This is a genomic window from Arthrobacter sp. NPDC080073, from assembly GCF_040686575.1.
Lineage (GTDB): Bacteria > Actinomycetota > Actinomycetes > Actinomycetales > Micrococcaceae > Arthrobacter.
The window spans coordinates 65,812-80,701 of record NZ_JBFBKR010000011.1 but is presented as its reverse complement, the minus strand read 5'-3'; the positions used below and the strand labels follow the sequence as shown (position 1 = coordinate 80,701).

Here is a 14,890-nt window from a genome sequence, read left to right as displayed (position 1 = left end):
GTTCTAGGTGTGGCGGACACCTTGGCAAGCCGGCTCTCCACGCCAGGGGAGCGCGTCCTTGTAGTCGATGACCTCGAGTTCGTCGACACCGAAACGGTAGCGGTTCTCGACGCCGTCCGGCGTCGGACAAAACGGCCCATGATCGTCACCATGAGCGAGTCTTCCATCTACTCGATGGCACAACGTGCGATGCTCAGCCCGGGTCCGGAAGCCAGGGTTCACCTGAATCCGCTTCGCTACGAGCAGGTGAACGTGCTCCTCACCGAGACTCTGGGTGCTCCTGCAGACACAGACACCACAGCCCGGATCCTGACGAAATCGGCAGGGAACCCCCGGCTTGTGGTTCGCATCGCTGAAACTGCATCCCTCAGTGGCTTGATTGTCCTTCGCCATGGTCAGTGGCACATGACAGGCGACACTTTGTGGAATGACCACCTCCATGGCACGGTGGAATCCCTCCTGGAAGGACTTGAACCCGACGAACTCACAGGCCTTCAGGCGATGGCCATCGCCGGGACCACGCCCCTCGATGTGCTGCAACAGGTAGTCCATTCCGACGTTCTCGACAGGCTCGAACAACGCGGCCTGATTTCCGTCATAGAGGATCTCCACAACACTGTCTGCGCTGTGATTACCCCGCCCCTCCTGGCCGACTATTTCCGTGGTCAGAGGGTGCTCACAAGCAGGCAGGTCCTGAAGAGTCGAATCACGCGAGCCCTCAGTGCTTTGCCGCAGGACCCCCACGCTGACGTCAACTCGGCTGATTCGCTGATGCGGGTTCTGGCCGCGCTGCGCCTCGAACGGAGCTCCGACGACGCAGCCACTGCGCGCCATTTTCAGGAGCAGATCTCCGTTCTGGAGCGTCAGCGCTACGAGCTGTGGGACGCCGACAGATCAGTACCGAATGCCGTGGCGCTTCTGAGCGTTTATTGGGGCTCGCCGATTGACGCCTCGAGAATTGAGCGCGTGCTTGCGCAGACCTTGACCTCGGAGGGAGACCCGTGCGATCTCCTGTTCCTGGCCTTTACCAAAGCACTTTGGGCGATCCATAAGGGCAAAGGACTGGATTCTGCAGCCGGCATCCTCAGGAGCTTCGGGAAGGAACGTCCCGAATGGGCCGCAGAAGCCGAAGCCGCGGAACTTTTCCTCATGGCGTCCTACGATCGAATGCCCGAGAACCTCGACGAAATGTTCGCGCAGCTACGCGATCGTCACCCGGAAAGCGGTGTCATATCCAGCATCCGAGGCATTCTGGAACTCTACCGATTCAACCCTTCCGCCGCGCTCAAAGCCATCGACACTTCAGCCGGACTACGGGGCATTCCCGGAATCGAACCGTTCATCCGCGGAATGGCATTGTTCAGCTCGGGCCGGAGTGAGGAGGCAATTGTCTTTGCGCTTGACCAGCGCGCAGAAGCCCGCCGTAACCTTGACCAATTCGGGATGGTTTCCAACACCTATGTGGCTGCCCAAGCCCTGATCTACCGCGGCTATTTCGACGATGCCGAGTACCTCATGGGCAGCATCTTTGCCATGGGGCGGCCCGGCTTCCTGGTGGCTTCCCTCCACGACGCCATGCTCAGGCTCGCTGGACTGAGGACGGCGACGTCCGCGATCTTGCCCGCAGCTACCCTTGCCACCCAGGCGCGGCGCGAAGCTGAAGACATTGGACCGCTCCCCGGGACCGCGAGGGGAGTGTACGAACTCGTCGCCGCGCGGCCCCTCATCCCCGCGGTATTCGACGGGAAAGCCGCGAAACTCATTCAACGGCAGCTCGAACGTGGGTATGTCCTGGAGGCGATCTATTCCGCATTGTTCTTCACGTGCCTGCTCCCTGGCCGCCACGTTCTCGATCTGCTTCGGCAAACCTTGAAAGAGCACGGCTCGTCCTCGTCACATGATCAGCTTTTGGCAATTGCTGGTGCGGTCGTGGAGGACGACCACCAAATGCTGGGCATGCTGCTCGAGCATTACGAGCCGGACGCCGATTTCTACCAGGTACGGATGCTTCTCCGCGGTGCATTCAAGCGGTATGCATTCGTAGACAACACCATCGGTGCGGCCGCGATGGACCGGGCGTACTCCATGTTCGCGACACGATTTCCCTCGGCGGATGAGCCCATCGCGTTTAGTTCGGGAAGCTATTCGCCCCTGACAGTCCGGGAAATCGAGATAGCATCCCTTGCCGGTCATCGATCCAACCCCGAGATCGCCGAGCACCTGGGAATCAGTATCAGGACCGTGGAAAGCCACATCTCAAACGCGCTGCGCAAAACGGGAAGCCCGTCCCGCACCGCACTCTTTGACCTTGTCCGGGATTCGTCTCCCTTCCGCGAGAAGCGGCTTTCCGAGTGAGCAGCATGCTGGCTTCGATCTAGAACGTTCCACTTTCCTGCTTGAAGACGAAGGAATGCCTAACGGTCAGCTGCTCCGGGACTGTGTGGGAAATGAGGACAACTACTTTGTGCTGTGCCCACTCGCCGAGCTCCTCGATCAAGGCCTCGATACCTCGAACGTCCAAACCGTTGAAAGGTTCATCGATGGCGACCACAGGGGTATCGGCGACAGTGCACATGAGCAGCCAGAGTTTGCGGATATTGCCTGTCGACAGCATGGATACGGGCTGCTCCACCCAGTCCTCCAATCCGTATCTGACCAGTCGGGTGACCCCGGCCTCCGGGCCAACCTGACGGCAGCGGGCTGCAAGAGCCAGATGATCGTGAACGGTCATGGAGGGGTAGAGCGCCGGCGTCGTTCGGCAGACGCTCCGTACATGGCGCGCGTCGGGCGAGCCAGCGTCGATGCCGCACAGGCGAACGCTCCCGGCCCAAGGTTGGAGAAAGCCGCTGATGAGCTCCAGGAGAGTCGATTTACCGCTGCCATTGCTGCCGGCCACCCGGTAGAGCCCCGGCTCGTCCATGCTGAGACTGAGTCCGTCCAGGACGGGTGAGCCTTCCCGGTAGCCGGCGGTTACAGAATCAATTTCGATCGAAGCCTCAAAAGACGTTGGTGCAGGCATACGGCGGCTCCCAGGGTCAAAAGGATGGAATAGCCCAACAACAGCACGGTGCTGAACGCAGGGCCGACAACAAGGATGAGCGAGCAAGGAGAAATCAGGAGGAGCGTGAAGAGGCCGTCCATCACATCGTTGGATTTGGTGCCGTCAGTAGTGGTTGGCGGACGGGAGAGCGATTCCGCGACCACTCCGGACGCTGCGACGATCAAACCCGCGAAAACAGCACCGGGAGCCGGAAGGTCCAAGACGAGAAGTGCCCCTAGGAAGACAAATCCACCGATGATCGCCCCCGCCATAACGTAGATTCCGACGAGCCGGACAACGATCGCAGTGGCCGGGACGCCGTTCTCCCACGCAAAGCGGTAGTGGTACAGCTTCGCAGTGGGCCCGATCCGATAAAGCATCGGTTCCGTGATCCCCAGACTCAGGAGCACGGCAATACCAATCAAGCCCTTATGCAGTTCCCCGCCGCCGAGAGCCGAGGGCAGGGGAAGGATGTCCCGGGCTCCCAGGAGGATGCCAACGACGGCGATCCAGGCGAGCACGATGGTAGTGATCACGGAGCCCTGTTTGCTGCTCAACAGATCAGTGACAACGAATACCCCGAAATTTCGCACCGGACGTTGGCTGCCGCCCCGTCCGATGCCGAGGGAAAGCTTGCGGTAGCTGAGGCGGCGCCACGCCCGGATGCTGAGGAGGAGCAACACCCCGGAAACGACGGCCCCCAGAAAGCACAATCCCGGAAGGAAACGCGAGGGGTCGTCGGCAAGGCCGTCGAGCCGGGAGAGCCGGGGCACGAGGAAGCCGGTGGCAGCCCCGAGCAACAATCCGAGGATGAGGGCCAAGAGACAATTCAGCCAACGGAGGCCTATCCGCCGTGCAGGAGTTGAAGCGAAGTGGAGAACGCAGTAGGCGCACGCACAGGAGGCGAGAGTCAGGACGGAGACCGATGCAGCCACGACGTTGAGGTAGCTCGAGGATTCTTCGAAGAAGACCATGAGGAATACAGCGGCCGAATACCAAAGGATGCCAGTGCGGCGGAGCGCCGGGACCAGGCCGTATCTGACGACAACCTGCGCGAGGGGAAGTTCCATCGCCCGGAAGAGCTCCAAATGCGGAGTACCGGAGACTGCCAGCCGCCGGCTTGAAACTACCTCGGTGAGCACTGTCGCGACAGCGGAGTAGAGGATCGCGAGGAATCCCCAATTGAGCACAGCGGCCGTGTCATGGCGGAGCGGGCCGTCGCGAAGAACAGACATCGTGGACGCGAACACCATCGTTCCGAACAGGACCAGGGCTATTGATCCTAAGATTGCGAGGGCCCTGAAGGCGTCCAGGGTGAGTGGCAAACGCATCGCATTGACGATTTCGAACGCCCGGAAGTCCCGCAGGATCCGGTAATCGGACCGCCGGACTGACGCGGCAGTGACCCTGGCGTTCGAAACCTGGCCTTCGACGTCGGCGGCAGAGACTCTGGTCCTCATCAGCGCCTAGAACTTGCTCCGGGGACTCTTCTTCTGGACTGAGTCCATGAAGGCCACAAGGGTGAGGACCGCAAGCCCGAGCGCGCAGACGACGGCGATTGCCGACGTCGTTCCCTGGAACGGGACAACTATTAGCGGACTGAGGGCCGCCGCGTTGGCAAAACCGGCGACGGCGAAAACGGCCGCCTTGAGCGGTAGCCATTTCCCGGGCGGGCTGAAGGCCGCAAACAGGGGCGCCGCCACTGCGAAGACAAGAAGTATGGTGACGGTCGTGTTCTTCAGGGCCAATGGATCAATATTGTTGAGGCCGTCCGGGGCAGGGGAAGTCCAAATGAGGCCGACGGAAATGCACGAGAACGCAGCGACCATGAGGCCAACGATTCGTAGAAGAAGGCTGTAAAGCTGAGTAGTCATTGGGAGTTTCTGTCCGTGGGTGGTGGTGGGGGAAGGTCAGCCGATAGCGACTATTGTTGACAGAGCTATGGCTGAAAGCACAACGAGGATCTTCCTGCCTGTGGAAAACCCGCGCCAATGTGGGAAGAAGATCGCCAGGGCAAGAACCGCGATCGAGGGGAAATAGGCCCAATATCCGGGGATCTCCCGCGGTTGGATGACACCGAAAACAACGCTGAATAGATTCACCGGAATCGTGGCGAGAATGGCGATCACAAAGAAGGCCCCGATATTGAGGCGACCGGCAAGTACCGATTTTCCCGGGATCACGCGTTTGTCCAGGAACGCCGCGAGCGAAAAGTACAAAGCGATGATTACCGCGTAGACAAGGAAGAACAAAACGGTGCCGACCGTCATGGAGAGATGCAGCAGGCGATCGTCCCCGATTTCCGACCGTACGTCCGCCGGAACGTTCGCGTTGAGATACTTTCTGGTCAGGGGAAGCCGCAGGGCTACCAAAGCCATCAACAGAATGTAGCCCGCGATCCACAGAGAACGGGACGTGGAGACCCATTCCCTGGCTGCCGTTGGCTCGGGCCGCAACTTTCCGACCTTCGCGACGCTGATGACGGTTTCGGACTCCCGGCCGTCCTCCGTGCTGGTCATGTATTCCTCCTCAGCTCCTTAGCTGGATCACGGTGGCCTCGATGGCGGCCCCGAGGACTATCAGGGCGAGGGCAATGGCAAAAGTGCCGAGGGAACGGGCCATGTCGTCGATGAACGACCGCACAGTTGCCGGCTCGCTCTTCATCAGCAGCCTGCGGGCCAGACCCGCGGCGGGCTGCAATCCGGCGGTTGCCGCCAGTACCAGGCCGAAGAACTCGAACGGCACATACCAAATCACGTCGGCAACCAGGCCGGCGCCGCCGACGGAATGCACCCCGAGGGATACCGTCGCTCCGACATACAGCGCCAGGATTCCGGCTCCGAGAAGCGTCGTCAGCCCAAGGGTCGCGACCCCGGAATAGAGCACCAAGGCTGCGCCGACGTTCCGCCCAAGGATCTGGAGGAAGTCTTTGCTGTAGAAGGGACTCCCACCCATATCCCTGGCGTCCCGAATCCAGGACAGGTCCACTGCCGAGTAGCCGAAGACGGCAATGACTGCCATGGCCAGGCCCGTGCTTGGGAGCAACCATCCAGGGATGCCCCCAAGCACGCGTGCTGTCTTAGCAAGCATCGATTCAGGCGACTGCTTGCGCCCGGCCGATGCGGAAGAGGACGCTTCGAGCCGTTGCGATCAAGGCACCAGTGATTCCTGCCCCGAAGATCGTGCCGATGACAACGAGAGCCCAGCCTCCGACCTCGATGGCGTGCATGATCTGGGACGCCGCCGCGGCAGAGATGCCAAGGGACCCGGCGATCCATGAAACAGCCAAGCTCGCGCTGAAGATGCCGACCACACCCAGCGCCGCGGCGGCCGCCGCTTGAAGCCCGGTCCTTTTCCTCATTGTTGATTCCACTTCAACCCCATTTCTCGAGTAGAACGGCCAACGGTATCGCTGGCCTTGAAAGCGGCGACCCTCCTCAGAGGAAGGCCATCCACGATCAGATTCTCTCGGTGAAATTGGCGTCTAAGTGTAGAAAAGCGAAAAATCAGTGTGCCCAGGGCCGTTTCTCAGTGTAAACAAGCCGGATCTCCGTGTGCGTGCGGGCCCGTCTCCGTGTATTTCGGGGGAAAACACGGAGGGCCTCCCGCGGCCGCCCATTACTGCCGCGGCAAGCCAAAGCTACCGTCTCGTCGACGGTGCCTTGGCCGGGGACCCGACAATGAACGGCCTCGTGTTGAGCGGTTCGACAGGAACGACCGGAGGTTTGACTTCAGAGATCGGCTCCGAAGGCTCACCGTAGGAACCGGTTCCGAGTCCCCGGACCGTCCAGCCTTGCGCCCGCCATGCTCCGGCGTCCAGGACGTTCCGCGCGTCCAGCACCATCCGGCGTCGTACGAGCGAACCGACGGCGGCCGGTGACAGGGCGCGGTATTCGTCCCATTCGGTGAGCAGCAGCACGAGCTCCGCGCCTTCGAGAGCGCGCGTCGTGGACGCTTCGAAGCGGAGCTGGGGGTAGCGCATCCAGGCATTGTTGATGGCCTTGGGATCGGTCACGGTCACGTGGGCGCCGGCCGCGGCCAGTTGGAGTGCGACGTCAAGGGCGGGGGAGTCACGGATGTCGTCGGTGTCCGGCTTGAAGGCCGCACCCAGCACGGTGACGGTGCGGCCGGAGAGGAAGCCCTTGCACATTTCACTGGCGACGTCCACGGCGCGGGCGCGCTGGCCCAGATTGATCGAATCGACCACCCCCATCCACTCATCAACCGAAGGCACGGACAACGCTTGTGCCTGTGCGCGGAAGGAACGGATGTCCTTCGGCAAGCAGCCGCCGCCGAAACCCAGTCCTGCGTGCAGGTAGCGGTTGCCGATGCGCGGATCCAGGCCCATCGCCTCACTGAGCTCGGTGACGTCGGCCCCTGAGGCGTCGCAAAGCTCGGCCATCGCGTTGATGAAGCTGAGCTTCGTGGCGAGGTACGCATTGGAGGCGGACTTGATGAGCTCGGCAGTCGCGAAGTTGCACACCAGCCGCGGGATCCCGGCGGAAATCAGCGGTTCGTAGACGGCGTCGAGGGCGGCCGTGACGCAGGCGCCGTCGGCAGAGTCCTTGCCGCCCGGCACGCCGTACACCAAACGATCCGGTACCAACGAATCTTTCACGGCCGTGCCCTGGCGCAGGAATTCGGGGTTCCAACCGAGCAGGACATCCGGCCTGCGGGCAAGGATGCCGCGGAGCATGTCCACTGTTCCCACAGGAACGGTGGATTTGCCGACGACGGCGGCGCCCCTCGCCAGATAGGGGAGGAGGCTCTTCGTGGCTGCGATTACGTAGGAGAGGTCCGCGGTATCCGAGGTCTTGGACTGCGGGGTGCCCACGCAGAGGAAGTGCGCCCGCGCGTCGGCGGCATCGGCGAAATCGGTGGAGAACGTAAGCCGCTTGGTGGCGAAGCCGTCCCGGAGAAGTTCATCGAGGCCGGGTTCGTGGAAGGGAGCGAAGCCCTTGTTCAGGTGGGCCACCTTCTGGGCGTCGACGTCGATGCCCACTACGGTGTGGCCCATCGACGCGAGCGTGGCGGCATGTACCGCGCCAAGATAGCCGCAGCCCACAACGGAGATTTTCATGCTGGAAGTCCTTTGCTGGAAGTCACGGAAATGATGGCGGGCTCGGCCGCCTGAAACTCGGTCGCCTGCGGGTGGCTGGGCGCAGCGGCCGGCTGCGGGTGGCTGGGCGCAGCGGCCGGCTCCACGAGTGCTTCGCCGGCGATCACGGCCTCGTAATGCCGGACGAGTTGGGCGCTCAGCACCGGCCAGGTCCGTCCTTGGACCGAAGCGAGTGCTGCCGTTCCGAATGCGCGGCGCTTGGCGTCGTCGCCCACCAGGTCCTGCACGTAGCCGCGCAGCTGCTCGAGGTCTCCCGGTTCGTAGAGCCAGCCGGTGCGCGAGTTTTCCACGAGATCGAGGGGACCGCCACGGCCGGTGGCCACGACGGGAACGCCCGAGGCCATGGCCTCCTGGATGGTCTGGCAAAACGTCTCGAACTCGCCGGGATGAACGAAGAGGTCAAGGCCCGCCACGACTTGGGCCAGTTCGTCGCCGCCCAGGAACCCGGTGAAGAAGGCGTTCGGCAGGGCTGCTTCGAGGGCAGCGCGTTGCGGACCGTCGCCCACAATGACAAGCCTGGTTCCCGGCAGGTCCGCCAGCACGGCAAGGTCCTCCACCTGCTTCTCCACCGCGAGGCGGCCGACATAGCCGATGATGCGCTCGCCGCGGGGCGCCACGGAGGCGCGCCACGCCGTCGAGCGCCTGGTGGGGGAGAACCGCGCGGTATCCACACCGCGCCGCCACATGCCCACCCTCAAGATCCCGCGGCCGCGCAACTGGTTGAGCGCGAATGTGGACGGGACCAATGTCCGGTCTGCACGAAGATGGATGTTGTCCACCCGGTTCCATGCCCAGTTCTCCAGGATGGGGACGCCATACCGGGCGGCGTAGCTGGGAACCTCGGTTTGGTAGATGGCAACCGTGGGGATGCCGAGCTGGTGCGCGGCCTGCACGGCCCGCCATCCGAGGACGAACGGGGACGCGAGGTGGACGACGTCCGGTGCGTAGTCGGCAAGGATTCTCTTGACCCGGCTCACACCGCCCAACGCCACCCGCACATTTGTGTATCCGGCCAAGGGTACGGAGGGGAGACGGTGGACAAAAGCGCCGTTCACGACGTCCGAGACAGCAGTGTCCGACGTCGACGGCGCTATCACCATCACTTCGTCGCCGCGCTCTTGCAGATGCTCCAGTACCCGCAGGATGGAGTGGGTTACCCCGTTCATGAGCGGCAGGAATGATTCGGCAACGATAGCGATCCTCACCCCTCCACGGTGTGCGCGGAGGTTGGCGAAGCGGGGGAATGGGCGTGACGGCAGGGGGAAGGTTTGGTTAACAATTTGGTCAGTGACTACCGGGCTGAGGGCGGCTAAGCAGCCGCCCTCAGCTTTTGCCGGGCCCGCTCTATTTTGCTGGCCTCAGAACGTCCGGCAATTCGTCGACGAATACTGTCCCCGGCGGCTCGTAATAGATGACCAGCACCTCGTCACCCACGTTGAAAACACTGCTCTTGTCGAATGGGTGAGCGTGGAAGGCGCTCGTGCCGCCGTGGAACGGCAGCATCACTTCCCCCACAGTGCCCGGCCCGATGCGACCCGTAACCCTGCCGATTTTGCCCGTCAGGCTCTTGTCCACCTCTTTGTGCATCGGTTTCCCTATGCGTCAGGGGCTTTGGTGGGCCGCTTGGCCGGTTCCTTGCCGTTCTTGAGCGCAGCTGTGATCGACGGCAGGTAGTTGCCTACCTGAGACAGGATCCCACCCACCATGCTGTTGAGGCCCTCGCCACCATTGAGGACCGTCATTTGCCCCACATGGGCAAAGGGTTCAGCCGCGGCAGCCACGATCGCGGGCATGTTCTCCGCAAGCTGCTGGGAGATAACGGCCTCTTGGTTGGTTCCGAGCGCCTCGGCACGGGCTTTGATGCCATCCGCTTCCGCCAAGGACTTGGCCTTGATGGCGGAGGCTGCAGCGTCGCCGCGGGCACGGGTGGCTGCGGCTTCGGCTTCACCGGTGATCTTCGTAGCTCCCGCAATGGCGGCCGCCGCCGTGGCGTTGGCCTGCGCTTCGACCTCCACCTTGCGGGCGTTCGCCTGGGCCTCGAGCTCCGTTCGCCTCGCCCGCGCCTCGGACGCGCTGATGTCGGCCGCCTTTTGGGCTTCAGCCTCGGTCCGCTGGGCGTATGCCTTCGCATCCGCAGGCTTTCGGATGGACGTCTGGAGCTTTTGCTCCTCGCGGTCCGCCTCCAGCTTGGCCACCTCGGTTTCCTGGACCACAACTTGCTGGCGTGCCGTGGCATCGGCCAACGGACCTGCCTGCGCGGCGTTGGCCCTGGCGGTCTCGGCATTGGCCTGGGCCGCTGATTGCTTGATCGCCGAAAGGCTCTGGGCGTCCGCGATCTGGGCAGCTGCCTCGGCTTCCTTCTCCGCGGCCTCGCGGTTTCTAGTGGCCTCGGCGATGCGGGCCTCCATTTTGACCTGGGCAATATGCGGTTTGGCCAGGTTTTGGATGTAGCCCGTGGGGTCCTGGAGGTCCTTGATTTGGAGGGAATCAACCACCAAGCCAAGCTTTTCCATTTCTATGCCGCTCGCGCTGCGGACTAGGGAAGCGAGTTTGTCCCGCTCGCGGATGATCTCTTCCATGGTCATGCTGCCAATGATCGAGCGCAAATGCCCTTCAAAGACGTTGTAGACCTGGCTTTCCATTTTGGGCTGCTGGCCGAGAAACCTCCTCGCGGCGTTCGCAATGAAAGGCGCGGCGTCACCGATTTTGTAAATAACCACGCCCTCCACAATCACCTGGATACCTTGCGAGGTCACGCAGTTGACCTGAAGCTCTGTTTCATTCAACGTCAGGGATAAAGTCCTCACGGTCTGGAGCCCGGGAACCACCAAGGCACCCTTTCCGGTGACGATTTTGAAATCCATTCCGTCCCTGGTGTCGGCACTTCCGCGGGTCAGGCCGGAAATGATCAGTGCCTCGTTTGGTTCAGCCACCTTCCACATCAATTTGATGAGAAGCCTAATGACGGCAACGGCGACAACTACCCCCACTACGGTGACAAGAAGGGGGAGATAAGCAACGAGGTCGAACATAACTGTCCTTTCAACGGCAAGCACCCAAGCGGCTCGTGTAGTCAGTCTGCGGTGGTCTGCTCCAGGAGTCCAGCAATTTGTTTACTTACAATTGACACAACGGATGCTGCTAGGCGTGCGTTCCCACCAGCGTTTCTGTCCTCGCCGTACCGTCCGCTGGAACGGCCGGGACGCCGTCGCCCCCTTGGCCGTACAGCCAATCGTTGTACTGGAAGTCGCCGTCCTTGCGGCTCTTGAACAGCAGGTTCCGCAAGATGCGCGCGACGCCGGACACGTGCCAGGACTCGCCCCAGACACGCGCGGTGCGCTGGACGCGGGCTGTGCGCGCTGCGCGGGCTGAGTTGAAATCGCTGATGGCGCGGTCCCAAGCACGGGTGTCCACGCCGTCGTCGGTGAACACGGAGCCGACGGTGGAGTCCTCGAGGACCGCGGCGTCTTCAAGCGCCTGGCAGGCACCCTGGGCCAAGTACTGGAGCATGGGGTGCGCAGCATCGCCCATCAAAACCAAACGGCCGTCGATCCAGTTCTCGATGGGATCGCGATCGTACATGGGCCAGCGGATGCCGGTCGCAAGGTTCCGCAGCGCGAGCTGGACTGCCGGAATGCAGTCCTTGTAAGCGGCCTCGAGTTCGTCGACGCCACCGTACTGCTCCTCCCCGCGCTCGAATGAGGGCGACTTGAAAACTGCCACGGTGTTGAGCAGTTCGCCTTTGCGCAGCGGGTATTGCACGAGGTGGCAGTCCGGCCCGAGGTAGACAACGACGTCTTCGAGATCGGCTGCCGGGGTCTCAGCCGTGATGGGCACCGTTCCGCGATAGGCGACGTACGACGAGGACACCGGCCCGTCCTGCGCGACGGCGGCGCGGAGCGTGGACTTGAGGCCGTCGGCGCCGATCACGACGTCGGCCTCGTAAACGTCGCCACTCGAGGCATGCGCCAGGCCGCGGCCGTTCACGGTCTCGACTTTCTCGACGACGACGTCGTTGACGAGGCGGACGCCGGCGTCCTGGCAGGCCTCCAACAGGATCCGGTGCAGGTCGCTGCGGTGGATGACCACGTACGGGGCGCCATAGCGCTCCTCGAACTCGCCTCCGAGGGTCTGACGCGTGAGTTCCTCACCGGTCAGGGCATCGCGGAACACCAGATGCTTGGGCCGGACGCCGATTTCGAGCGCCTTCTCGAGGAGGCCCCAACGCTTCAGGACGCGGGAGGCGTTGGGTGCCATCTGCAGTCCCGCGCCGACCTCGCCGAATTCGGGAGCCCGCTCAACCAGCGTCACCTCTGCGCCGTTTGCGCGGAGGGCCAGGGCGCCGGCAAGGCCAGCCATCCCTCCGCCGACGACGAGGACTTCAGTGGACGGTTTGCGGTCAGACATTGCTTGCTCCTAGAGAGGTGGTGCTTTTGGATTGGTTTTTCGCGGTTTTGATTTTCGTGGTTTTGATTTTCGAGCCGATGATGCCGAGCAGGGTGGCCGCGACGGCGGCGGCCCCGGCAAATGCCAGGAAGTTCGAGTTGACGCCCAGCCCGGCCGCCAGCAGCAGCCCGCCAACCTGGGGAGCTGCGACCGCGCCGATGCGGCCGACGCCGAGCGCCCAGCCAAGCGCTGTGCCCCGCAAGTGCGCCGGGTAATGGCTGGCCACCGCCGCGATGATGAGGCACTGGGTTCCGTGCGTTCCGACCCCGGCCAGCACCAACATGACGTAGACAAGCCCTACGGGCGGCCCCGCCACGAGTACGGCCAGCGCGACGGCGGCGACGGCGGCTGCCGCGATCGCCGTCGGGATCGGACCGAAGCGGGTTCCCGCCCAAGCGGTGGCCACCGAGCCGACGACGGCACCGAGGTTGAGTGCCAGCGCGAACGTCAGGGCTGATCCGAGGTTGTAGCCGGCCAGTTGCATCAGGTTCGGGACCCACGTGCCCAGGCCGTACCAGGCAAAGAGCGTCACGAGGGTGGAGATCGCGAACAGGAGGCTCATGCCGAGGTACGGGGACCTGAGCAAGGACTTGAAGCCCACAGTTTGTTTTGCCTTTTCCGTAGGCGGCAGCTTCGTGAGGCTTTCCGGGAGCGTCTCCGGGAGGAAGCGCAGGCCCAGCGGAACCACCACGAGCAGGGCCACCGCGGCCACCAGGAACATGACCGGCCAGCCGAATGCGGGAATCAGTGGAATGCCTGCCAAGGCGGCAACCGAGCCGCCAATCGGCACTCCGGACATCATCAACGTGGCGATGGTGGACCGCCATTTGGCGGGGACCAGCTCCGCGACCAAGGCATTGGCCGAAGGGACAAGGCCGCCCAGGCCGATGCCGGCCAGCAAACGCAAGCCCCCGAAGACGAAGGCGTTCGGGGAGAACGCACACAGGATGGTGAAGAGCGAAAACAGGGCGGCGCAGGCGATGATGGTCCGTCGGCGGCCCCAACTGTCCGACATCCTGCCGGCGAAGATGGCTCCGATCATCATGCCCAGGAACGCCATCGAACCGACCGTGCCGGCCGTGGCTTTGGTGAGCCCCCAGCCTGTCTCGGTGATGAGGGACGATTGCACCGTGCCGTAGACGATGAGGTCATAGCCGTCGAAAACAACCAGCAACCAGCAGACCAGCACAGCGGTGGCGGAACGCTTGGAGAACCGGGCGGAGGGTTCGGGAGAGTGGGGCCGGTGGGTCCGCTCCGGCGCTGCAGCGGATGGTGTGTGATTCATCCCACCACTGTGTGGGCCACGCTCCCCGGCACCAATAGAATTCTGTTGTGCAGAATCTTCCAGCCCGCAAGAAACCGGCCTACTCCATCGAGGCCGTGGACAACGCCCTGCAACTCCTCCAGCTCTTGCGCGACGGCGGCAGCCTGCGGCTCAAGGACGCCGCCGCGGAACTGGGCGTTGCCCCGTCCACTGCCCACCGGCTGTTGGCCATGCTCGTCTACCGGGGGTTCGCGGTCCAGGACGAGACCCGCCGCTACGTGCCCGGGCCGGCCATGGGGGTCGGGCCGGCAGGACTTAGTTGGACCCGTTTGCTGCGTACAGTGGCCCAGCCGCACATGGAACTCCTGAGCGGCCGGATCAACGAGACCGTCAACCTCATGGTGCGTGTGGGTACCAAGGTGAGGTTCCTTGCCACGGTGGAAGGGACCAACGCCCTGCGGGTAGGTGACCGGCAGGGAACCGTGCTGCCCGCGAACAAGGCCTCGGGGGGCAAGGCGCTGCTGGCCGAGCTGGAGCCCGCCATGATTGAGCAGTTGTTCCGCAGCCACAATGCCGAGATTGGCGGGGACAACATTCCCGACGCCGAATATCCAGCCTTCCTCCGTGAGCTTGAGACGATCCGGAGCAACGGTTTCGCCGCGAATTTCGAGGGCACCGAGGAAGGAATCAGCGCTTTAGGGGTGGCCCTCCATAACGGGCGAGGTGTTGCCGTGGGTGCGCTGAGCGTCGCGACTCCCGTGGCAAGGTTCCGCAGGCTCTTCGACAGCGGACTCGTGGGCATCCTGCGCGAAACCCAGCGCCAATTGGAGATCGACATCGCCGCCAATCCGGCCGAGTCCGAGCCGTAGCGCACCCAACTGACTCGCAGTCGATGTCGTTTTGAGGGCCCGTAACGACATCTACTGCCAGTCAGTTGGGCCAGCGGATTCTGGCTAGCAGAATATGCTGGAGATCACTTGGGGGCTTCCCTAGGGTCTTGGAGTACGCCAAAAACTGCCCC

At 63.1% G+C, this 14,890-nt stretch carries 14 protein-coding genes; 2 read left to right on the top strand and 12 right to left on the bottom strand.

Translation table 11 applies throughout. The annotated features are described in order from the left end of the window. Positions 1-9: 9 nt before the first annotated feature. Positions 10-2,355, top strand: a complete 2,346-nt coding sequence (locus tag AB0O52_RS13885) for a LuxR C-terminal-related transcriptional regulator (protein WP_364538453.1) — start codon at positions 10-12, stop codon at positions 2,353-2,355. Between the two features lie 19 nt (positions 2,356-2,374). Here AB0O52_RS13885 and AB0O52_RS13880 read toward each other — a convergent pair whose 3' ends face one another. The 12 genes from AB0O52_RS13880 to AB0O52_RS13825 all read right to left on the bottom strand — a co-directional run bounded on the left by AB0O52_RS13880 (position 2,375) and on the right by AB0O52_RS13825 (position 13,890). Next, on the bottom strand, positions 2,375-3,019 hold the full coding sequence (locus tag AB0O52_RS13880; RefSeq protein WP_364538451.1) for an ATP-binding cassette domain-containing protein: 645 nt from the start codon (positions 3,017-3,019) through the stop codon (positions 2,375-2,377). After that, entirely contained in the window at positions 2,971-4,500 is a 1,530-nt protein-coding gene (locus AB0O52_RS13875; protein ID WP_364538449.1) for a hypothetical protein, read from the bottom strand. Before AB0O52_RS13875 ends, AB0O52_RS13880 begins: the two co-directional genes overlap by 49 nt. A gap of 6 nt (positions 4,501-4,506) precedes the next feature. Next, positions 4,507-4,914, bottom strand: coding sequence for a hypothetical protein (locus AB0O52_RS13870; protein ID WP_364538447.1), 408 nt, complete (start codon positions 4,912-4,914; stop codon positions 4,507-4,509). Positions 4,915-4,950: 36 nt separating this feature from the next. Next, a complete protein-coding gene (locus AB0O52_RS13865) occupies positions 4,951-5,559 on the bottom strand; it encodes a hypothetical protein (protein WP_364538445.1) in 609 nt (202 codons plus the stop codon). 10 nt (positions 5,560-5,569) lie between these two features. After that, on the bottom strand, positions 5,570-6,130 hold the full coding sequence (locus AB0O52_RS13860) for a hypothetical protein (RefSeq protein ID WP_364538443.1): 561 nt from the start codon (positions 6,128-6,130) through the stop codon (positions 5,570-5,572). 4 nt (positions 6,131-6,134) lie between these two features. Next, positions 6,135-6,401: an uberolysin/carnocyclin family circular bacteriocin gene (locus tag AB0O52_RS13855; protein WP_364538441.1), complete on the bottom strand. Its 267-nt coding sequence runs from the start codon at positions 6,399-6,401 to the stop codon at positions 6,135-6,137. A 279-nt stretch (positions 6,402-6,680) separates the two neighbouring features. Continuing rightward, entirely contained in the window at positions 6,681-8,120 is a 1,440-nt protein-coding gene (locus AB0O52_RS13850) for a UDP-glucose/GDP-mannose dehydrogenase family protein (RefSeq protein ID WP_364538439.1), read from the bottom strand. Continuing rightward, a complete protein-coding gene (locus AB0O52_RS13845) occupies positions 8,117-9,364 on the bottom strand; it encodes a glycosyltransferase family 1 protein (protein WP_364538437.1) in 1,248 nt (415 codons plus the stop codon). Before AB0O52_RS13845 ends, AB0O52_RS13850 begins: the two co-directional genes overlap by 4 nt. Positions 9,365-9,503: 139 nt before the next feature. Further along, positions 9,504-9,746, bottom strand: a complete 243-nt coding sequence (locus tag AB0O52_RS13840) for a hypothetical protein (protein ID WP_364538435.1) — start codon at positions 9,744-9,746, stop codon at positions 9,504-9,506. An 8-nt stretch (positions 9,747-9,754) separates the two neighbouring features. Continuing rightward, the gene (locus AB0O52_RS13835; RefSeq protein WP_364538434.1) at positions 9,755-11,191 is read right to left on the bottom strand and encodes an SPFH domain-containing protein; all 1,437 of its coding nucleotides are present in this window, start codon (positions 11,189-11,191) and stop codon (positions 9,755-9,757) included. 109 nt (positions 11,192-11,300) lie between these two features. Continuing rightward, the gene (locus AB0O52_RS13830; RefSeq protein ID WP_364538432.1) at positions 11,301-12,566 is read right to left on the bottom strand and encodes an FAD-dependent oxidoreductase; all 1,266 of its coding nucleotides are present in this window, start codon (positions 12,564-12,566) and stop codon (positions 11,301-11,303) included. Then, positions 12,559-13,890: an aromatic acid/H+ symport family MFS transporter gene (locus tag AB0O52_RS13825; RefSeq protein ID WP_364538430.1), complete on the bottom strand. Its 1,332-nt coding sequence runs from the start codon at positions 13,888-13,890 to the stop codon at positions 12,559-12,561. The genes AB0O52_RS13830 and AB0O52_RS13825 overlap by 8 nt, the downstream gene beginning before the upstream one ends. Before the next feature lie 47 nt (positions 13,891-13,937). Here AB0O52_RS13825 and AB0O52_RS13820 point away from each other — a divergent pair, with 47 nt between their 5' ends. Beyond that, the gene (locus AB0O52_RS13820; RefSeq protein WP_364538428.1) at positions 13,938-14,738 is read left to right on the top strand and encodes an IclR family transcriptional regulator; all 801 of its coding nucleotides are present in this window, start codon (positions 13,938-13,940) and stop codon (positions 14,736-14,738) included. The last annotated feature ends 152 nt before the right edge of the window (positions 14,739-14,890 follow it).